Genomic DNA, 21,255 nt, shown 5'->3' on the forward strand with positions numbered 1-21,255 from the left:
TACCGCGTATTGTTTGCAGTTTCGGGCGAAATGGATTGCAAATTTTTGCAAAGCTCAACATTTAAAGCAAATTATTCAAGGCGCTTGTCGCAATTGCAAAGTTGCAAACCGAATTTGGAGAATCGCAGTGCCCACGCTAAGCGCCATAAGCAAGCCGCAACCCACCCCAATGTCGCCCATTCACAAAGATCGGGGCGGACACATCTTTCATAAGTTTATAAACACCATCACCCATGTTGCGCCGGTAAACTTGCAACAAAAACGGCTGCGTATTGCGGCCCGATTTCAGCCCCGCCCGGTCGTCAAAAATCCGCCGGTTTCGACAATTTGCTGTGTTCCACACCTCATCATTGCTGAGGGGTTTGGAAAACTTTAGATTATGGGTGGGCAAATATCCGTCAACATTCACGGCCGCGCAGAACACGGCGTCGGGCGATTGCGCGATGGCGTCTTCTTGGATCGAAGTGAACAATTCATCCGTCAGCGTGGTGAACGGTGCGGTAACTTGTTGCGGCCGAGAGCCGGGAATGGGCGTATATTCCCGCGAAAACAGGTCGTCTTCTGAAATTTTATTGGTTGCAACGGCCTGTTCCAACGCTTGTGACAGGGCGGCCGCATCCAACTGAACGCGATCAATATAGATTGAATCCTCAATCTCTCCGCCAAGTTGAACCGAAAACTGAACGATTTCTTCTGACATGTCGACCAAATCGGATGTGCGTTTGGTCACGCCATGAATGCGTTCGGACGTGTCGTTAATGCTGGTGCCCACATCGGTAAAGGCAGGGATGAACCGCGATGTCGCCGACTTGGTCTTTTGGGATTCAGTGTCGATTTTCACCGACTTGGCGTGTACGTCCCGAATGTGGCTGGCGATTTCGCCCAAGGTGGCATCGGCCACTTTATTGTCTTGGATCACTTTTTCTGCGTTTCCGCGCACGGCTTCGCTTTGACTGGCGAGTTCGGTGATCGCGGTGGTCAGGGATGTCACACTTTCGCGGATACACCCGGCCACGTCATTGGTGCGTGCGGCCAGTTCATTGATGGAATGGGCGATCACCGCAAAGCCTTTGCCAGTTTCGCCGGCGCGGCTTGCCTCAATGCGCGCATTGATCGACAACATGTTCACCTGCGACGCGATATCGCCGATCAGTTCATTGTTGCTTTGCACTTCGATCAGGGAATCCACGACGTCAGACACCTGAGCCGCGACCGATTCAACCCAGCCTGCCACGTCCGAGGATCGGGTTGCGGTTTCACGAACAGCGGTGACTGACCCCTCAACTTTGTTGAGGGCATCCGTGGCCGCAGTGGTAACCTCTGTCACCGTGTCGCAGACCGCATCGGTGGCCGAGGCCACCTGTTCGGCCGATTGCCGGGCGTCGCGCAGCACGACCAGTTGCTGTTCCGACCGATTTTCGAGTTCATCCAGAAAACCTGCGATATCAACGACTTCGTAGCCCAATTTCGACGCGCTATGGGCCAGATGATGCAGCCGTTCGTGATGCTGGGACGCATCGCTGTCCTCTGTCGGGGCCGCGTCATCCAACGGATCAGGCACAGGATCAGCCAGTTCCGTTTCATCCACGTCAACAGGTGCAGCGTCACGCCGGTTGAGCCACGAGCCATATCGTGATTGGGCCACACGTTTGAGCATGTTTGAGGGTTTCCTCATGCAGGTTGCAAAAGGATTGACCGAAAATGGTGAACTATTCGTAAGGAACCATCAATTATCCGTAATGTGTCACGGGGGTGCCCGCGACGGCAGACATGTTGAGCAAACCGCGCGCTGTGATGGACGGGGTGACGATATGGGCACGATTGCCCATACCCATCAGGATTGGCCCTACTTCGAGCCCGCCAGCCCGTGATTTCAGGATGTTGCGCACCCCAGATGCCGCATCCGCATGGGCAAAAATCAACACATTCGCTGCGCCTTTCATCCGGTTGCCCGGAAAAATCCGATCCCGCAGCACCGGATCCAGCGCCACATCGACGTTCATTTCGCCTTCGTAGCAGAAATCGCGCGGCTGCTGATCCAGCAATGCGATGGCGGCGCGTAGGCGTTTGCCGGACCCTTCGGCCTGATTGCCGAACTGGGATTGCGAACAAAATGCGATGTTGGGTTCCAGACCAAAACGGCGCACGTGGCGAGCCGCACCGATGGCGGATTCAGCCAGCTGTTCTGGGGATGGCAGGGAATTGACATGGGTGTCGGCGATAAACAGGGGGCCGTCTTCCATGATCATCAGGGACAGTGCCCCGGTTGCGCAATAATCCTGATCGCCCAGCAATTGGGTGACATAGTTCAAATGCCAGCGGAATTCGCCAAATGTTCCACAGATCAGGCTGTCGGCTTCGTTGCGGTGGACCATGATGGCGCCGATTGCGGTGGTGTTGGTGCGCATGATGGCACGCGCCAGATCGGGGGTAACGCCGCGGCGCCCCATAACCTGATGATATGTTTCCCAATAATCGCGATACCGGTGGTCGTTTTCCGGGTTCACCACCTGAACATCGACCCCCAGTTTCAGCTTTAGCCCAGCCCGTTCACAGCGCTTTTCCATAACGTCGGGGCGGCCGATGAGAATGGGATGTTCGGTGGTTTCTTCCAGCATGGCTTGGGCGGCGCGCAACACGCGTTCATCTTCGCCCTCGGCAAAGACAATGCGACGGGACACGGACCGTGCTGCCTCAAAGACGGGGCGCATCAACAGCGCCGATTTGAACACCGACCCGTCGAGTTGCTCTTTGTAGATGTCCATGGAGGGCAGGGGGCGTTTGGCGACCCCGGTTTCCATCGCCGCCTTGGCCACTGCGCTGGCGACCACACCCATCAGGCGGGGATCAAACGGTTTGGGGATCAAATAATCAACGCCAAAGGTCAGCTGTTCGCCCTGATAGGCGGCGGCGGCCTCGGCGCTGGTGGTGGCGCGGGCTAGGGCAGCGATACCATCGACACAGGCGATCTGCATCTCGTCGTTAATCTCAGTGGCCCCCACATCCAGCGCCCCACGGAAGATGAACGGAAAACACAGCACGTTGTTGACTTGGTTGGGAAAATCGCTGCGCCCCGTGGCGATGATCGCATCCGGGGCCACGCTGCGTGCCATATCTGGCAAAATTTCGGGATTTGGGTTGGCCAGCGCAAAAATGATCGGCTGAGGCGTCATTTTGGCGACCATTTCCGGTTTCAACACATTGGGACCGGACAGGCCCAGAAACATGTCCGCGCCGTCAATCACGTCTGCTAGACTGCGCAGATCGCTGTCTTGGGCATATTCGGCCTTTTGCGGGTTCATATCCTCTGTGCGGCCTTTGTAGACCAGACCGTGAATGTCACACAGCCAGACATTTTCGCGTTTCACCCCCAGTTTGAGCAGCATGTTCAAACAGGCAATCCCCGCAGCACCGCCCCCGGTGGACACGATTTTAATGTCTTCGAATTTCTTGCCCGCAACATGCAGCGCATTGGTGGCAGCCGCGCCCACCACAATCGCGGTGCCGTGCTGATCGTCGTGAAACACAGGGATATTCATGCGTTCGCGGCAAATCTTCTCAACGATGAAACAATCCGGGGCTTTGATATCTTCTAGATTGATCGCCCCAAAGGTCGGCTCTAATGCGCAGACAATTTCGGCCAGCTTTTCCGGGTCAGGTTCGTCCACTTCGATGTCAAAACAGTCGATATTGGCGAATTTCTTAAACAGAACGGCTTTACCTTCCATGACAGGTTTGGATGCCAACGCGCCGATATTGCCCAATCCCAGCACGGCTGAGCCATTGGTCACAACCCCAACCAGATTGCCCCGCGACGTGTAATCCTGCGCCGTCGCTGTGTCTGCCTTGATTTCCAAACACGCCTCAGCCACGCCCGGGGAATAAGCCCGCGCCAGATCCCGCCCATTGGCCAGAGGTTTGGTTGCGCGAATTTCCAGCTTGCCGGGTTTTGGATGGCGGTGGTAATCAAGCGCCGCCTGACGAAGGGCTTCTCTGGATGTGTCTGACATGGGGCGCTCCTTTGGATTGGTTCAATATTGAACCATTTTTACTGCCGTGGGGGAAGGGTTGATGCGCTCATAGCCAAGGCGCATAGCACTTGCAAATCCCGTTAGCGCCCGACAGGCTGTCTTTTAAACTGCTGCTGCTCAGGCTCTGCTGCATCTATTATATTAGATGTTACAGGTTCGTGAATCTGCGCGTCGCCGCGTAAAATATGCTTAAAGGAAGTGATATGTCATTGGTCCAAACAGCGCGAACTGTGCGCGAAAATGCTTATGCGCCCTATTCCAACTTTAAGGTGGGTGCGGCGATTCGCGCGACATCTGGCGTGGTTTATGCAGGCTGTAACGTCGAAAACGTGGCCTATCCCGAAGGAACCTGCGCCGAAGCAGGGGCAATCGCGGCCATGATCGCCGCCGGAGACAGCGCAATCGCAGAGGTTGCGGTGATCGCAGACAGCCCCAAACCTGTGTCACCTTGCGGGGGATGCCGCCAAAAGCTGGCTGAATTTGCGGATGGATCGGTCAAAGTGACCATGACCACGGTTGATGGCGTCACCCAAGAGACCACAATCGCCGACCTACTGCCCGGTGTGTTTGACGCCGCCCACATGGAGCGAAGCTAATGGATGCGCGCGCGATATTGCTCAAGGTGCGCGAAGGGCAGACCCCCGACACCGAAGAGCTGCGCTGGTTCGCTGCGGGATTGGCCAATGGTCAGGTCAGTGATGCACAGGCCGGTGCCTTTGCGATGGCGGTGCTGCTGAATGGGATCACGCCTGCCGCGCGGGTGGGCCTGACAATGGCGATGCGCGATAGCGGTGATGTGATGGCGTGGGATTTGCCGGGGCCTGTGCTGGACAAACATTCAACGGGGGGTATTGGCGATTGCGTGTCGCTGATCCTCGCGCCGGCATTGGCGGCCTGTGGCGTGTTTGTCCCGATGATTTCCGGCCGTGGGCTGGGACATACGGGCGGCACGCTGGATAAAATGGAATCCATCCCCGGATTGGTCGCGCAAACCGACGAAGACAGCCTGCGCCGGATTACCCGCGATGTGGGCTGTATCATTGCAGGTGCCACGGGGCAGATCGCCCCGGCGGATAAGAAACTATATGCCGTGCGCGATGTGACCTCGACCGTGGAAAGCATTGATTTAATTACCGCTTCTATCCTGTCTAAAAAACTGGCCGCCGGGCTGGAAGGTCTGGTTTTGGACGTCAAAGTTGGCACCGGCGCGTTCATGAAAACCCCCGACGAAGCCCGCGCATTGGCCCGATCCTTGGTGGATACGGCAAACGGGGCCGGGTGCAGCACAGCCGCGATGATCACCGATATGAACGAACCGCTGGCGCCGTCGCTTGGCAATGCGCTTGAGGTGGCGATCTGCATGGAGGTGCTGGCGGGCAACCGCACCGCAGCGCCGCGCTTGCACGACCTGACCGTCGCATTGGGCGGGCGTTTGATGGCGCTGTCCGGCGAAGCAGAAGGCGAAAGCGAAGAGCGCATGGATGTGGCCATCGCATCGGGTCGCGCGATGGAAATTTTCGCCAAAATGGTGTCGGAAATGGGCGGGCCTCCGGATCTGGACCGCGATTGGCACACCCATTTGGCCAAAGCGCCCATTGTGGGCGACGTCCCCAGCCCACGGTCCGGCTACGTGTCCAACATTGACGGAGAAGCGCTTGGGCTGGCGGTGGTACATCTGGGCGGCGGCCGTTTGGTCGAAAGTGACAAAATTGACCCCGCCGTTGGGCTGTCAGAGGTTGTAGGTCGCGGCCAATGGGTGGAAAAGGGCGATCCAATTTGCACCCTGCATGCCCGCACCGAAGACAAAGCCACACAGGCGGCCCATGCAATCCTAAAGGCCGTCACGATCGGGGAAACCGCCCCGGAAAGTCTGCCATTGGTTCACGAAAGGATCGATTGATGCCGCGCGCGTTTATGGTTGTGATTGACTCTGTCGGGATCGGCGGGGCACCGGATGCGGCCCTGTTTTATAACGGGGATGAACCGGATTCCGGGGCCAACACAATCGGCCATATCGCGGCGGAATGCGCCGCTGGGCGCGCCCAAGAGGGGCGCAGCGGTCCCCTGGATGTCTCCGTGCTGGACGCGTTGGGACTGGGCGAAGCCTGCCGGTTGGCAACGGGGGATCCGGTGATCGGGCTAAACGCGCAACCGATGGGGGCTTATGCGGCGGCAACTGAGGTGTCACCGGGCAAAGATACGCCAACAGGCCACTGGGAATTGGCCGGCGTGCCTGTGCCGTGGGATTGGCATACATTCCCGGACAACGACCCCTGTTTTCCCCCTGAATTGGTGGCCAAAATCTGTGAATTGGCCGGCACAGACGGGATTTTGGGCAACCGCCATTCATCCGGCACGACGATCATCGAACAAGAGGGCGCGCGCCACGTTCAGAACGGATATCCGATTTGCTATACTTCGGCAGATAGCGTGCTTCAGATCGCCGCCCACGAAGAAAGCTTTGGCTTGGATCGCCTGTTAAAGCTGTGTCAGGACCTTGCGCCATATGTGCATGACATGAAGGTTGGCCGCGTTATTGCGCGCCCCTTTATTGGCACGCCCGAGGCAGGGTTTACCCGTACATTGAACCGCCATGATTACGCCATTGCCCCCCCGGCCCCGACCTTGTGTGATTGGGTGTCTGAGGCAGGCCGCCGCGTCTATGCCGTTGGAAAGATTGGTGATATTTTCTCAATGCGCGGAATTTATGAAAACCGCAAGGGGGCAGATGCTACCTTGATGCAGCATCTGAACGACCTGGTCGAAGAGGCAGAGGATGGCGCGTTGGTGTTTGCCAATTTCGTCGAATTTGACAGCCTATATGGCCATCGACGCGACGTGTCAGGATATGCGCGACACCTAGAGTGGTTTAATGCTGAACTATCCAAGCTACTGCCAAAGCTGTGCGCGGATGATTTGCTGTTGATCACCGCTGATCACGGCAATGACCCGACCTGGGTAGGGACCGATCACACACGCGAACGCGTTCCGGTGCTGATCCACGGAATTGGTGCTAAAAATCTCGGCCTTGTGGCCTTTCCCGACGTGGCGGCCAGTGTGGCATCCCACCTAAACATCCCGTCACAGGGACCAGGAAAGACGTTTTTATGACTTATCTGAACCTTCCCAAAGTTGAGCTGCATATGCATCTGGAAGGCGCCGCACCACCAGAATTTATCCATCAGCTTGCCGCGGAAAAACGTATGGATATCAGCGGGATATTCACGCCAGACGGGGGCTATGCCTATCGCGACTTCACCCACTTTTTAGAAGTGTACGAAGCCGCCTGCACCACGTTGACCGGACCAGAGGAATTCTATCGTTTGACCCGCGCGGTGCTGGAAAACAGCGCCCATCAAGGGGTGGTTTACACAGAATCCTTTATCAGTCCCGATTTTTGCGGAAATGGCGATCTGGCTGCATGGAAAGACTACGTAGCCGCGATGAAAACCGCCGCCGACGAATGTGAGGCCCAATACGGCATCACGTTGCGGGGCATTGTGACCTGTATTCGCCACGAAGGACCCGAGAAAGCAAAGTCAGCCGCGCGTTGCGCTGCGGAAACCAAAGGCGATTTTATCACGGGTTTCGGCATGGGTGGCGCCGAAATGATGCACCGGCCGGGCGATTTTGCCTATTCCTATGATATGGCCCGCGAAGCAGGTTTGCAGCTGACCTGCCATGCCGGCGAATGGGGTGGGGCGGACATGGTTCAGGACACAATCCGCGACCTGAAAGTCGAACGGCTGGGCCATGGGATTAACGCGTCCAAAGACCCTGCTTTGATCGACGAAATCGTCGAAAAAGGCATCACATTAGAGGTTTGTCCGGGATCAAACGTGTTTTTGAAGGCCGTGCCCAGTTGGGACACGCACCCGATCCGAATGCTGCGCGACGCGGGCGTCAAAGTCACCGTATCCACCGACGATCCCCCGTTTTTCCACACCACCATGACCCAAGAATACGAGATGCTGGAAAAAACCTTTGGCTGGAATGAAACCGATTTTGCCGCGTTGAATAAGGTGGCGCTTGATGCCGCATTTTGCGATGACACAACACGTGCGATGATCGCAAAAAAACTGGAGCCCACAACATGAATCCCCATCTGACCCTGGTTGATCACCCTCTGGTACAGCACAAACTGACCATCATGCGTGACAAAGATACGTCGACCAATTCGTTCCGACGTCTGCTGCGTGAAATCAGCCATTTGTTGGCCTACGAAGTGACCCGTGGCCTGCCGATGACCACCCGTGAAATCGACACGCCGATGCAGAAAATGGATGCGCCGGTGATTGATGGCAAAAAGCTGGCTTTGATTTCTATTCTGCGGGCCGGAAACGGGTTGTTGGACGGCATTTTAGAGCTGATCCCAGCTGCGCGTGTCGGGTTTGTCGGGCTTTATCGTGACGAAGAAACCCTGAAGCCGGTCCAGTACTATTTCAAGGTGCCTGATGAGCTGGGGGATCGTTTGACCATCGCCGTTGATCCGATGTTGGCGACCGGGAATTCGTCCGTAGCAGCCATTGATTTGCTGAAAGAGGCGGGTGCGAAAAACATCATATTCCTGTGTCTTTTGGCCGCCCCAGAGGGCATCGCACGCATGAAAGAAGCCCATCCAGATGTGCCAATTGTCACGGCAGCAGTGGATGAAAGGCTGAATGACCATGGATATATTGTACCGGGCCTAGGGGATGCGGGTGACCGCATGTTTGGTACGAAATAAGGGGGCAAAATCCCCTGTTTTCGTCAACAATAGCTTTACAGTTTTGAGATTGTACGGCATTCTCCCACAATATCTTGTGGGGGAATACAGATATGTCCCGGGTAGTGTCCGCGTCCGTTTTAGCTTTGATCATGTCATCCCAGATGGGTTTGGCACAGGATTTGCGTGATATCGGTCCACCTGCGGAAACGCCTCCTGCCAGCTTTACGGGCAACCAATATGTGGACAGCGATGGCTGTGTTTTCATCCGTGCTGGGATCGGTGGAAATGTGAATTGGGTGCCACGTGTGTCGCGTGATCGCCGGGCGATGTGTGGCTTTCAGCCGTCGCTTTCTGCAGAAGTTGCCGCCGAACAGGCCAACGCCCCCGCCCCGAATGCGTCCCCCCGTGCCAGCGCGTCTGAATTGGCCGCCGCCCCAAACCCGCTAGGGGATGCACCAGTGATTTCGACCCCCGAACCGGCCCCGCAAACTGCGGCAGCACCGGCTGAACAGCCCGCGCCACGGCCAACGCCAGTTGTGTCGCCGCGTATCGTGCGCACACCCGCACCAGCACCTGCGCCGACACCTGTTGCCGCGCCAACGCCAGAACCAGCCGCCCCTGCACAAACGGCGCCAGCAACGCCGCGTTTAACGCGGGCGGATGTCTGCGACGGCGTCTATGGTATTCAACGTCGGTATCGCAACGCGCAAACCGGCGAACCGATTGATTGTGGCCCTGCGCCGCAACCGGTATCTGCCCCAGTAGCGCCCTCAGTGCCACCTGTAGCCGAACCCCGCCGGATTACACGCGCCGAAGCTTGTGACGGTGTGTTTGGCATTCAACGTGGGTATCGGGATGCGCGGACTGGTCGCGCGCTGGATTGTGGGCCCGCGCCACAAACCACCGCCCAAGTGACCGCGCCGTTATCCGCCTTGGCCCCCAATCCCGCCCCCCAGCAGTCCAATCTGCGCCGGGTGACCCTGTCAGAAATCTGCGCAGAAATGGCGCAGACCGGGCGTAGTTATATCAATCACACAACCGGGCAGCCCATCGTTTGCGCCCCGCAATCGGCACCAGCACCGTCCCGTGTGACACAAATTGCGACATCTGCGGATGCGCCGACGCTTGGATTTCCGGGGACAGATCGCACCCAAACAGGCGCGCAACAGGTTGCCGCCAATTCCTGTGCGAACACACCTTATGCAAATGATTATCTGAACCAATCTCGGCATCCCGTGCGTTGTGGGCCACAATTGCAGCTGCCGCATGCGCCGCTGGGGATGCAGGGGGGAACTGGGTATAATCTGGTCGGTGCTGAACGCACAACCTATGCAACCGCGCCGCGCAACGTTTTTGGACCTGCGCCAGTGCCTGCGTCAAACCCACGTCATGACCGCACAATTCCCAATCCACCCGCCGGGTATCAGCGCGTCTGGGAAGATGGGCGGATCAACCCCAATCGGGGATTGCCACGGGGTTCGGTGACTTATGCCACTCAGGAACGCAGCCCAGAGCCAACCGCGCAACTGGATGCACGTATGTCGTCACGATCTGCACCTGCGGTGATCGAAGATGCATATGTTGATGTGGCCACGTTTGACACGCGGGAAGCTGCGCAAACCGTGGCCCGCCAGTTGCGGGCACGTGGATTGCCAATGCGGATCGGCGTTTATACCAGAAATGGGCAGGAATATCGGATTGTGATGGCAGGTCCGTTCAACGATGCGGCGCGGCTAAACCGTGCTCTTCAGACGGTACGAGGCGTTGGATACACCAACGCAACAACCCGGCGATAGGGTTCTCCCGGGGAAGGCTCTGCGATAGCGATGCTAGGCGGGGTCTTCTTCGTGTGCGATGGGGAATGTGGCGCGGTCAGCATTAACGGCTGCCGCAAATGCCCTGCAAACTGATCCAGTCTTCATCCGCCAAAATCAAAGGAAAAGTCTGGCCCAGCAATGGGTCCGCTTCGATCAGGCTGATTGTTTTTTCGCCCGTAATATCAAGGTCATAGGCGAGAGGCGTGCTGGGAATGCGGGCCGCTGCAAAGGCCGATAACAACACATCATCAGAAACCCGTTCCGGCGAAGAGGCGACCAACACTTCGGCATAAGATTGCAATGTGTCAGGCGGCAAATCCCCGGTGGTGAGGAACCGAAGCGTTGCGCGCAGGCCCGCCTGACGCAAGATAGGTTCGATCGGATCCTGCACCATGATGCGCGCTGCAGCGGCAACCACGTGACCGGCTGCTGTTGCGGGGTCTTCGGGGTCTTCGACCACGGCGCGGTTGAGGGTGATAATCCCGCCGGGCAGATATAACGCCCCAGAGGGTCCGGCCGGTAAAACCACGATTTGACCGGGCGCATCGGGTCCAAGGCTGCGCAATTGCAACCGGCGCAACGCCTGATTGCCCAACGGAGCGCGACAGGTCGTGCCGGTCAGGCTTTGAATATGGCCCAGCAGATTGGCGCCGATTTCGACCCGTTTGACCGCGGGAACCACCGTCAGCGTGTGCTGTGTCAGCGCATTTGGCAGCCAGAACAGGATCAATGACAGGACAATCGCTGTAGAAATCCCAAAGCTAAGCCAGCGCAAACGCCCCTGACGTGGCTGGCGTTTTCCCAATGTGATCCGGACCTTTTCAATTGCGTCGATCATATAATCGTCATCAATTTCAAGGGTTTCTGTGCCGTTAGGGTCCGGCGAATACAGCGCGGGCCGGGTGCCGGAATTCAGCCGTGCGACGGCGGGCAGGGACCAATGCGACAGTGGACGATTGGCAGTGTCAGAAATGACCAGCGTGGCATCCCCAAAGGACACAATCACATCCCGACGCTGGGCGTCGGTATCGGCGCGCCACAATCCCCCGCTTTCGAGGTGCTGATATTCCCTGAGTGCCGTCATTTTTGCGGACGCATTGCCTGTCATCTAAGCTGATAATTTTATGCAACTTTACGGGATCAAATCAGGAATGAATAGAGCGGTTGTAAGAGTTGCGACAACAGCCCCGTTTCAGGTCAGATCAGCGGACTGGCCGCGCGCAAGGGTGCGCAATTCGAATTTCTGGATTTTGCCGGTCGATGTTTTTGGCAAATCCATAAACACAACCTGTTTGGGGCATTTGAAACCGGCCAAACGGCTGCGGGCAAAGGCGATCAATTCGGCTTCGTCGGCATCGGCCCCGTCTTTGAGTTCAACAAAGGCGCAGGGCACTTCGCCCCAGCGGTCATCAGGTTTGGCGACAATTGCACATAGATTCACGGCCGGGTGGTGCATCAAGGCGGCTTCGACTTCGACCGAAGAAATGTTTTCGCCGCCCGAAATGATGATGTCCTTGGCGCGGTCGGCAATCTGCACATAGCTGTCAGGATGCTGAATGGCGATGTCACCGGAATGAAAGAAACCGCCGTGAAACGCCTCAATTGTGGCTTTGGGATTGCGGTAATAGCCCTTCATGACGCAATTCCCGCGCATGACAATTTCACCCTGCGTTTTCCCATCCATAGATATCTGGTGGCCTTGGTCGTCCTGCACGCTGCAATATTCTAACGTCGGAATTGGCACGCCTTGGCGGGCTTTGATGGCGGCCTGTTCATCGGCTGGCAAAGCATCCCATCCCGCATCCCACGTGCATTCCGTCACATGGCCGTAGGTTTCTGTCAGGCCATAGACCTGTGTGACGTTGAACCCCAATTTGCCAACCGCCGCCAATGTTGCCGGGGCGGGCGGGGCGCCTGCGGTGAACACCTCGATCACGTGATCAAAGCGACGTCGCACGTCATCGGGCGCATTAACAAGCATGTTCAAAACAATGGGAGCGCCGCCAAAATGGGTCACGGCTTCGTCGGCGATGGCATTATAAATGGCCGCAGCACTGATGTCGCGACAGCAAATCACCGTCCCCCCCAATGCAGGCATCATCCATGTGTGGTTCCAGCCATTGCAGTGAAACAGCGGCACAATGGTCAGATATCTGGGATGTCGCACCATTTGCCAGGAAATCGGCGTGCCCAAGGTCATCAACATGGCCCCACGGTGCGAATAAACCACCCCTTTGGGGCGACCCGTCGTGCCAGAGGTGTAATTCAGCGCCAGACTTTCCCATTCATCTTTGGGTAGGATCCATTGAAAATCCGGATCACCGGTGGCCAGAAAATCCTCATAATCGGTTTGGGTACCAATATGGGGAATGCCTGCAAGCGGATCGGGAACCTCGATCACGATGGGGGCGGGGCCGTCCATCAGGTCGATTGCATCCATCACCACGGGCAAAAACTGGCAATCGACGATCACCAATTTTGCACCGCCGTGATCCAGAATATAGGCGATCGTGTCGACATCCAAACGCACATTGATGGTGTTCAAAACAGCCCCGCATGCGGGAATGGCCCAGGATGCTTCGGCTTGGGCGGGGACATTGGGCAAAACCGTGGCCACAACATCACCGGATTTGATCCCCGCATTGACCAAGGCCGACGCCAATTGGGTGATGCGTTGGTAATATTGACGATAGGTGTGGCGGATGGTGCCATAGACCAACGCTTCGTGGTTGGGAAAAACCCGCGCCGCCCGTATAAGATGCGACAAAGGCGTCAAAGCTACGTGATTTGCGGCGCATTTTTCCAGCCCGGCCTCGTCTGCCATCCAACCCATGTCGATTTTCCCCCCTGAAACGCATTTTGTGTCGCGAATGGCGTTGAGTATGTAGCCGGTTTGCGATTCTTGTGAAGAGAAATGTTCAAAGGAAAAATCCGTGGATAGGAATGTAAGGCCGGTTGCTGCGATGATGTTCATGTTGATGGGCATGATGTCGTTGGGGTTTGTCGACAATTTGGTCCCGGCCATCGCGCAACAGGCAGGGTTGTGGCAGTTCCACGCGACCCGTGCCGCGCTGGTTCTGCCGGCTCTGGTGTTAATCGGCTATTTTGCGGGTGCGCCTGTCTGGCCGACCAAATTCTGGGCCGTAATCGGGCGCACTGTGGCGGTCACAGTGGCCATGACGATCTATTTTGGGTCACTGGCCTTTATGCCAATCGAAGTGGTTCTGGCGGGGCTGTTTACCGCGCCGATTTTCGTTCTGATCCTGTCAGCGGTATTTTTGAAACGCCAAATCGGCCGTCGCCGTTGGATCGCAGCAGCGGTTGGCTTTGCCGGATTGGTCATGGTGGTACAGCCTGACCCAAACAGCCTGAACCTGACATCCTTTATCCCGATGGTGGCCGGGGCTTTTTATGCGGTGGCCAATTTGGCGACACGCGAATGGTGCGAAGGCGAAGGTACGATTGTGTTGACGATCTTTAACTTCATTGGGCTTGGATTGGTGGGGCTGCTGGGCATGGTCGGGTTTACGATTGCGGACATTGCGGTGCCGGATTTTGTGACCTTGGGCTATGTGGCGCCCACATACACGTTTTTGGGGCTGTGCCTGATCCAAGCGGTGGGGGCCACGATTGGCGTGTTCAGCATTACCCGTGGCTATCAGCTGGGCGAGGCGTCTTATATTGCCATTCTGGAATATGGGATGATCATCTGCGCGGCGATGTGGGCGTTTGTTCTGTTTGGGGCTGTGCCCAATATGCTGGCCGTGGCGGGGGTTGGGTTGATCATCGCCTCGGGGGTCGTGATTGCGCTCAGGTCGCGATAGACTAGGCAGATGATCATTTCACCGGGCCGCGGCTATATCTTTGTGCATATCCCCAAAACGGGCGGGACGTCGATGGCGTTGGCCTTGGAAAAGCGGGCCAAGGCCGATGACATCCTGATTGGCGACACCCCCAAGGCCGTGCGGCGGCGCAATCGGATCAAAGATGCCCAAACCGCGGGCCGGTTGTGGAAACATTCGACCTTGGCGGATGTGATCGGTCTGATAGGGCGCGATCAGATCGAACATTCCTATGTGTTCACATTGGTGCGCAATCCCTGGGACCGGATCGTCAGCTATTATCACTGGCTGCAGGATCAACGCTTTGATCATCCGGCGGTGCATCTGGCCAAAGCCACGGATTTCAGCGGGTTCCTGAATGCGGACCACACCAGACGCAGCCTGCATGCACATCCCTATGGGCGCTATGTCAGTGATGCGCAGGGGCGGGAATATCCCTGCCATTTTATCCGACTGGAACATCTGGTGGCGGATATGGCGGATCTGGAAACCCATTTGGGGTTCAAGCTGCCCTTAGGGAAAGCAAACGAATCCAAGCGGATATCGGATTGGCGCAGCTATTATTCCACAGCAGATGCGGATCTGGTGGCCAAAATCTGTGCTGCTGACATCGACCGATTTGGATATGCCTTCGATTAAAATTGCCTGATTGTTTCTTAACGAAGCATTAACTGCTGGGATTGGCGTAATTGACCCAATCGGCCGCACCAATGCCCCAATTCGGCCCTTTTATGTCCCAATCCATGGCCAGAGAATCACGGCATCTAGTCCTATCGCGAGGGTCAAAGGCCCGCTGCCACGTGAAAAGGACTTAGAAAATGTTCGACTGGATTAAATCTGCTGCCGCACCTGAACGGACCTACGAAGGCTTTGAACGGATGGAAACATCCTTTGCTGACGTCAATGTAGGGCTGGCGACGGGCACCAAAGTTGCCACTAAAATGGGCTGGCGCCCGGTTGAAACGATTGCGGCTGGGGATATGGTGCTGACATTTGATGGTGGCATGCAACCCGTCGTCGAAGTGCGCCGGTTTACGGTTTGGTCCACACATCACGACAAAGATCCCAGCCGCTGGCCGCTGAATGTTCCTGCTGGTGCGTTGGGCAATCAGGACCGGATGACCATTCTGCCCGATCAGCCTGTGATGATCGAAAGCGATGCGGCAGAAAACATTTACGGAGACGCCTTTGCGCTGATGGCAGCCAGTGCATTGGAAGGTTTCCGTGGGATTGAACGTATTGCACCCCCATGTCGCACAGATGTGGTGTGCATTTATTTTAGCGAAGATCAGATCGTCTTTAGCAATGGCGGGGCTTTGTTTTTGTGCCAAGCCGCTGTCGATATACTCGTCGGTATAGATCCACAGACTAATGGATATGTTGCTTTGAGCGACGCACAGGCAGATATTTTAGTGAGCCTGATGGAACTGGACGAGACCGGATTCGGGGTATCCTCCCCCAAAGGGGACCCCGGATCCTGCGTATCCTAACCACTCGCGGAGAAGATACGCAGGGGGTGCGTCGGGGAAACCCGGCGCACCTTTTCCTTTGGGGATGAGCTTAGAATTTGCCATTCTCATGCGCCATTTCGGCGGGGATGTCTGACACCACATCCCAATGTTCAACGATCAATCCGTCTGACACCCGAAACAGATCATAAAAGGCCGTAGGCGTGTCGCCCAATGTGCCTTGGGATGCGGCAAAGACAAAGTTCCCTTCGGCCACCACGATATGGGTTTCGGTGTAGACCATCGAAATGCCTTGTTCAGCCATGGCGCCCAGTGCGACGCCCAGACCGTCCAGCCCATCTGCGATCTGGCTGTTATGCTGCAGGTAGGTTTCGGTGGAAATGTAGTTGGTGATTAGGTCCACTTTGCCATCTGTCAGAACGTCTTGGATGAACCCCGTGACCAAGGCCTTGTTGTCGGCCGTGGCGTCCAGATCGGTGATTTGGGTTGCGCCATCCGTCTGTGTGCGCCCGGACGGGTTGGGCGCGGTCAGGGGGGCCAGATTGTCCCAATGTTCCGCCACTTTGCCGTCCTCGACGCGGAAAATGTCGAACGCGACCATGCTGGGCGCGCCAAAGGCTTGCGCATTGTCAAAGGTATTGTGCAGTACAACCAAGTCGCCTTCACTGATCACGCGGTGGGTTGTCATGGTGAGACCGCTTTGTTGCAAGGCGGGAATGAACCCGATGATCGGCGCAGCGCCGGTTGGCACAACTGGATTGTGCTGGATGTAATCGGGCGCCAGCAATTGTTGTGCTGCTTCTGGATCAAAGTTTGTGAACAGAGCCGCAACCGCGTTCAGGACAAGTTCTGTAGGGGTCATATCAGTATCTTTCGAATCGATTGTTTCAGTGCTGCATAAGTGGTATCAAAAACGCACCAAGTATCAATTACGCACCTTAAAGGAACCAGGTATGCTTCCAGTAACCGCCTTGACCAAAGAAGAGGTCGAAAATTGCCCAATCCGTCAGGTCCTGTCCAAGGTGACCGGCAAATGGCAAATGTTGATCCTGCTGGTGCTCGAAGATGGGGCGCTGCGATTTGGTGAATTGAAACGCACCATCGGAGAAGTCACCCAGCGCGTGCTGACAGAAAACCTGCGTGGATTGGAACGGGACGGATTTTTAACCCGCACCGTCACCCCCGGCCCCCCCGTCGCTGTGCATTATGAATTGACGGAATTGGGGCTGGATTTGATGCAACGGATCAAAGATTTGACCCTTTGGGCGGCGGCAAATCATGACCAAATTCGCCAGTCACGCGCGGCATATGATCAGGCATGATCCCCAAAATAAAAGGCCGCCCCGAAAGGCGACCTTCTTTTTTTTCAAACGTTTACGCGCTGATTAGGCGGCTGATTTTGCCTCTGGACCAAAGCGGCCGTAGAACGATTGGCCTTTGGCAGCCATGTCGCGCAGCAGATCAGGACAGGCAAACCGGTCGCCATAAGTTGCAGCCAATTGATCACAGCGTTCCGCCGCATAAGGCGTGCCCAGTATATCAAGCCAGCTGAACGGCCCACCCGACCACGGGGCAAAACCCCAGCCCAGAATAGCGCCCACATCGCCTTCGCGGATGTCTTCCAGCACGCCTTCTTCTAGGGCGCGCACCGCTTCCAACACTTGGGCAAAAAGCAGGCGATGCTGCACTTCGGTCAGGTCAGGCTGATCGTCCGCCACGGGGTATTTGGCGGTCAAACCGTCCCATAGACCCTGACGTTTGCCTTTGTCATCATAGGCATAGAACCCGGATTTGGATTTGCGACCCAGCCGGCCTTCGTCAAACATCCAGAACAGCACTTCGTCGACTTGTTCGTTCGGATAGGCATCCCCCATCGCCAGTTTTGTGGCTTTGGCGATTTTCACACCCAGATCAATCGAGGTTTCATCGGTCAATTGCAGCGGTCCCAACGGCATGCCAACCAGCTTGGCCGCGTTTTCGATCAGCGCAGGTTCCACGCCCTCTTTCACCATCCGAATGCCTTCGTTGATGTAGGGAATGATGCAGCGATTGGCATAGAAAAACCGTTCGTCATTCACAACAATTGGGGTTTTCTTGATCTGGCGGACGTAATCCAGCGATTTCGCCACCGCCCGATCCCCGCTATCGGCGCCTTTGATGATTTCAACCAGCATCATTTTTTCAACAGGGCTAAAGAAATGAATGCCGATGAATTGCTCAGGACGTTTGGACGCTTTGGCCAATTCGGTGATCGGCAAAGTCGATGTGTTGGTGGCGAAAATACAGTCTTCACCGACAATCGCTTCGACCTTTTGGGTCATTTCCGCCTTGACTGTGACGTCTTCGAACACCGCCTCAACGATCAGATCGCATCCCTTTAGCGCATCTAGATTAGAGGTGGCATTGATCAGGCCTAGCGCCTTATCTTTTTGCTCGGACGTCACTTTTTTGCGTGCCACGCCTTTGTCAAAATAGGTTTCGCAATAGGCTTTGCCGCGATCTGCGGCCTCTTGGGTTTGGTCGATCAGCACCACGTCGATGCCAACCTTAGCAGAAACCAGCGCAATGCCAGCGCCCATCATGCCCGCGCCCAGAACGCCGACCTTTTTGACGGATTGATCGTCAATAGCCGGGCGATTTGCGCCTTTTTCCAAGGCCTCTTTGTTGATGAACAGGCTGCGGATCATCGCAGAGGATGATGGGTTCATCAGCACATTGGTGAACCAGCGCGCCTCAATTTTCAGAGCTGTGTCAAACGGCACCATCGCGCCTTCATAGACGGCGCTCAGCAGCGCTTTGGCGGCGGGATAGACGCCCATTGTGTTGCCATTGACCATCGCGGATGCGCCAACAAAGGTCATGAATCCAGCCGGGTGATAGGGCGCGCCACCGGGCATTTTATAGCCCTTTTCGTCCCATGGTTTCACGATTTTGGGTTCTGACAGAACCCAGGCGCGCGCATCCGCCATCGGATCGTCGGACACTTCGTCGATGATGCCCGCGGCCTTGGCTTTCTTGGGATCGGACAATTTGCCCTGCAACAGAAACGGTGACGCGGCCATGGCGCCCATTTTGCGCACCAAACGTGTGGTCCCACCGGCACCGGGGAAAATCCCGACCATGATTTCTGGCAGGCCGATTTTGGCCTTGGGATTGTCGGCCGCAAAAATGCGATGGCACGACAAAGGCACCTCAAGCCCGATGCCAAGCGCGGTGCCCGGCAGCACGCAGGCGATGGGTTTGCCGCCTTTGTTGGTTTTGGGATCCATGCCCGCGCGTTCGATTTTGCGCAGCACACCATGCATATCCATCACGCCGTCAAACAGGCCGCGGGCCGGGTCGTCGCCTGCGCTTTCTTTCATTTTGGCGATGATGTTCAAATCCATCCCGCCTGCAAAGGACCCTTTTTTGCCGGATGTGATGATCACACCTTTGGCGGCATCATCGGCCAAGGCGCGGTCGATCATGTCGCTCAGGTCGCTAAACCCCTGCAAAGACATGACATTCATCGATTTCCCGACTGTATCCCACGTGATGGTTACGACGCCATCGCCGTCCATTTCATAGCTGAAGTCACTCATAATTTGTGTTCTTCCTTGCTGAACGGGCCGCAGCCCGTATTCGGTTTACCTAGGTGACACTGGGGCGATGGTTGGCCATTGGATATTGGCAACCGAACTGACGGAACTGGCGACACGCCATGTTTCCCCGTCAAATTCCAGTGACATTTCATTGCCGTAAGCCGGGGCAACTTCGGTAGATCCGCTGATCATCAAGCAGGAATGTGCACCTTGGATAAGCGTGTCATTCACAAATTTCGCCCAGATCGTTGTGCGGATATAGTCGGTGACCCGCTGATCTTTGAGGGATGTGTGAAACGTCTGGAACGTCGATTCCAGATGCTTTTCGGTGTGCATTGTCACCGTGCCCATCCGTGTGGAAATGGAATGGGGCAGAGCAATGAAACGACGGAATGCTTGGAAATTCCCCTCCAAAAGAGGGGTGCGCGTGCCATCCAGCACGCTTTGATATATTTCCTCAGCCGTTTTCATTCTGCTTAACACTAGCCGGAGCTGTTGAAGAAGTCCCACCTTTCTATTGATAAAATCGCATCTTAGATCCGCAGCATCCTGAAAAGAGACGAAGGGAAAGGCGATGCGCATGTTAGATTACACCCGTTCGATGATCGTGGCCGCACCCATGCCGGATGCCACACAAAGCGTCGCCAGCCCGGTGCCTTTGCCGGTGCGTTCCAGTTCATCCAATAGGGTGCCGATGATGATCGCGCCCGACGCGCCCAAAGGATGCCCCATGGCAATCGCGCCGCCATTCACGTTCAATTTGGAATGATCCACGTTGAACGCCTGCATGAACCGCAAAACCACGGATGAAAACGCTTCGTTGACCTCAAACAGGTCAATGTCGCTGATCGACATGTCTGAATCGGCCAGGATTTTTTCGGTCACGGGCACTGGCCCGGTCAGCATGATCGTCGGATCAGTGCCGATTTTCGCCGTCGCACGGATCACAGCGCGGGGTTTCAGCCCGTGGGCGTCGCCAAATTCCTTGGACCCGATCAGGATGCCTGCCGCGCCATCCACGATGCCAGAACTGTTGCCAGCGTGGTGAATGTGATTGATCGATTCCAGATGGGGGTATTTCATCAAGGCGATTTTGTCGAAACCGGGCATGACTTCGCCCTGATCCTTAAACGCAGGTTTCAACCCGCCCAAGGTCTGCATATCGGTGCCCGGACGCATATATTCGTCATGATCCAGAATGGTCAGACCGTTCACATCCTTGACCGAAATCACGGAATCCTTGAAATGGCCTGCGTCCCATGCGGCCGCAGCGCGTTTTTGGCTTTCGACCGCAAAGGCATCGGCGTCATCGCGCGAAATCCCGTACTCAGTTGCGATGATATCGGCGGAAATACCTTGTGGAACAAAGTTTTGTTCCATGGACACGGTAGGATCCACAGCCACCGCCGCCCCGTCTGATCCCATGGCCACGCGGCTCATGCATTCGACGCCACCGGCGATATAGCCCTGACCGGCGCCACCGCGGACCTGATTGGCGGCCAGATTGACGGCCTCCATGCCAGAGGCGCAGAACCGGTTGATCGACAGACCCGGAATGCGTTCGTCCAAATCCGACGCCAGCACCGCCGTGCGGGCCAGACAGCCGCCTTGTTCCATGACTTGGGTCGCATTGCCCCAGATCACATCCTCGACCGCATGGCCATCCAGACCATTGCGTTCTTTTAGGGCGTTCAGCGTCACCGCTGACAACCGCAGGCTGGTCACTTCGTGAAGCGATCCATCCTTGCGCCCCTTACCCCTTGGGGTGCGTAGGGCGTCATAGATATAGGCGTCTTGCATACATGCT

Annotated in this window: 18 protein-coding genes; 10 read left to right on the forward strand and 8 right to left on the reverse strand. The window is 56.3% G+C overall.

Going from position 1 to position 21,255, the window contains the following annotated elements:
- Positions 1 to 136 precede the first annotated feature (136 nt).
- Both AB1F12_RS03725 and AB1F12_RS03730 read right to left on the reverse strand, forming a co-directional pair.
- Positions 137 to 1,657, reverse strand: a complete 1,521-nt coding sequence (locus AB1F12_RS03725; protein ID WP_368186675.1) for a methyl-accepting chemotaxis protein — start codon at positions 1,655 to 1,657, stop codon at positions 137 to 139.
- Between the two features lie 73 nt (positions 1,658 to 1,730).
- Complete coding sequence (locus AB1F12_RS03730; protein ID WP_368186676.1) at positions 1,731 to 4,010, reverse strand: NADP-dependent malic enzyme; 2,280 nt, start codon at positions 4,008 to 4,010, stop codon at positions 1,731 to 1,733.
- A gap of 224 nt (positions 4,011 to 4,234) precedes the next feature.
- Here AB1F12_RS03730 and AB1F12_RS03735 point away from each other — a divergent pair, with 224 nt between their 5' ends.
- The 6 genes from AB1F12_RS03735 (at position 4,235) to AB1F12_RS03760 (ending at position 10,535) form a co-directional block, all read left to right on the forward strand.
- On the forward strand, positions 4,235 to 4,627 hold the full coding sequence (locus AB1F12_RS03735) for a cytidine deaminase (protein WP_368186677.1): 393 nt from the start codon (positions 4,235 to 4,237) through the stop codon (positions 4,625 to 4,627).
- Positions 4,627 to 5,931, forward strand: coding sequence for a thymidine phosphorylase (locus tag AB1F12_RS03740; RefSeq protein WP_368186678.1), 1,305 nt, complete (start codon positions 4,627 to 4,629; stop codon positions 5,929 to 5,931). The genes AB1F12_RS03735 and AB1F12_RS03740 overlap by 1 nt, the downstream gene beginning before the upstream one ends.
- Entirely contained in the window at positions 5,931 to 7,142 is a 1,212-nt protein-coding gene (locus tag AB1F12_RS03745; RefSeq protein ID WP_368186680.1) for a phosphopentomutase, read from the forward strand. Before AB1F12_RS03740 ends, AB1F12_RS03745 begins: the two co-directional genes overlap by 1 nt.
- Positions 7,139 to 8,128 (forward strand): adenosine deaminase, encoded by a 990-nt coding sequence (locus AB1F12_RS03750; RefSeq protein WP_368186681.1) that lies wholly within the window; start codon positions 7,139 to 7,141, stop codon positions 8,126 to 8,128. The genes AB1F12_RS03745 and AB1F12_RS03750 overlap by 4 nt, the downstream gene beginning before the upstream one ends.
- Entirely contained in the window at positions 8,125 to 8,757 is a 633-nt protein-coding gene (gene upp, locus AB1F12_RS03755; protein ID WP_368186683.1) for a uracil phosphoribosyltransferase, read from the forward strand. The genes AB1F12_RS03750 and upp overlap by 4 nt, the downstream gene beginning before the upstream one ends.
- Before the next feature lie 92 nt (positions 8,758 to 8,849).
- The gene (locus AB1F12_RS03760; RefSeq protein ID WP_368186685.1) at positions 8,850 to 10,535 is read left to right on the forward strand and encodes an SPOR domain-containing protein; all 1,686 of its coding nucleotides are present in this window, start codon (positions 8,850 to 8,852) and stop codon (positions 10,533 to 10,535) included.
- Positions 10,536 to 10,617: 82 nt separating this feature from the next.
- Here the strand turns inward: AB1F12_RS03760 and AB1F12_RS03765 are convergent, their stop codons facing one another.
- Together AB1F12_RS03765 and AB1F12_RS03770 are read right to left on the reverse strand one after the other, a co-directional pair.
- Complete coding sequence (locus AB1F12_RS03765) at positions 10,618 to 11,640, reverse strand: hypothetical protein (protein WP_368186686.1); 1,023 nt, start codon at positions 11,638 to 11,640, stop codon at positions 10,618 to 10,620.
- Between the two features lie 108 nt (positions 11,641 to 11,748).
- On the reverse strand, positions 11,749 to 13,389 hold the full coding sequence (locus tag AB1F12_RS03770; RefSeq protein ID WP_368186687.1) for an AMP-binding protein: 1,641 nt from the start codon (positions 13,387 to 13,389) through the stop codon (positions 11,749 to 11,751).
- 100 nt (positions 13,390 to 13,489) lie between these two features.
- Between AB1F12_RS03770 and AB1F12_RS03775 the strand changes: the two genes are divergently transcribed.
- From AB1F12_RS03775 to AB1F12_RS03785, 3 genes are all read left to right on the forward strand, one after another.
- Positions 13,490 to 14,380 (forward strand): DMT family transporter, encoded by an 891-nt coding sequence (locus AB1F12_RS03775; RefSeq protein WP_368186689.1) that lies wholly within the window; start codon positions 13,490 to 13,492, stop codon positions 14,378 to 14,380.
- Between the two features lie 9 nt (positions 14,381 to 14,389).
- Positions 14,390 to 15,037 carry a sulfotransferase family 2 domain-containing protein gene (locus AB1F12_RS03780; protein ID WP_368186690.1) on the forward strand — a complete coding sequence of 216 codons (648 nt, stop codon included), beginning with the start codon at positions 14,390 to 14,392 and terminating at the stop codon, positions 15,035 to 15,037.
- Between the two features lie 179 nt (positions 15,038 to 15,216).
- A complete protein-coding gene (locus tag AB1F12_RS03785) occupies positions 15,217 to 15,888 on the forward strand; it encodes a Hint domain-containing protein (RefSeq protein WP_368186692.1) in 672 nt (223 codons plus the stop codon).
- 70 nt (positions 15,889 to 15,958) lie between these two features.
- On the opposite strand, the gene AB1F12_RS03790 is transcribed toward AB1F12_RS03785, so the two are convergent.
- Entirely contained in the window at positions 15,959 to 16,729 is a 771-nt protein-coding gene (locus AB1F12_RS03790) for a nuclear transport factor 2 family protein (RefSeq protein ID WP_368186694.1), read from the reverse strand.
- A gap of 91 nt (positions 16,730 to 16,820) precedes the next feature.
- Between AB1F12_RS03790 and AB1F12_RS03795 the strand changes: the two genes are divergently transcribed.
- On the forward strand, positions 16,821 to 17,189 hold the full coding sequence (locus AB1F12_RS03795; protein WP_368186695.1) for a winged helix-turn-helix transcriptional regulator: 369 nt from the start codon (positions 16,821 to 16,823) through the stop codon (positions 17,187 to 17,189).
- 63 nt (positions 17,190 to 17,252) lie between these two features.
- Here the strand turns inward: AB1F12_RS03795 and AB1F12_RS03800 are convergent, their stop codons facing one another.
- The 3 genes from AB1F12_RS03800 to AB1F12_RS03810 form a co-directional block, all read right to left on the reverse strand.
- Positions 17,253 to 19,448, reverse strand: a complete 2,196-nt coding sequence (locus AB1F12_RS03800; protein WP_368186696.1) for a 3-hydroxyacyl-CoA dehydrogenase NAD-binding domain-containing protein — start codon at positions 19,446 to 19,448, stop codon at positions 17,253 to 17,255.
- 45 nt (positions 19,449 to 19,493) lie between these two features.
- The gene (locus AB1F12_RS03805) at positions 19,494 to 19,919 is read right to left on the reverse strand and encodes a hypothetical protein (protein WP_368186697.1); all 426 of its coding nucleotides are present in this window, start codon (positions 19,917 to 19,919) and stop codon (positions 19,494 to 19,496) included.
- Positions 19,920 to 20,036: 117 nt separating this feature from the next.
- Positions 20,037 to 21,248 carry an acetyl-CoA C-acetyltransferase gene (locus tag AB1F12_RS03810; RefSeq protein WP_368186699.1) on the reverse strand — a complete coding sequence of 404 codons (1,212 nt, stop codon included), beginning with the start codon at positions 21,246 to 21,248 and terminating at the stop codon, positions 20,037 to 20,039.
- Between the last annotated feature and the right edge of the window lie 7 nt (positions 21,249 to 21,255).

Origin of the sequence: Aestuariibius sp. HNIBRBA575, from assembly GCF_040932005.1 — a bacterium.
GTDB lineage: Bacteria > Pseudomonadota > Alphaproteobacteria > Rhodobacterales > Rhodobacteraceae > CANLNM01.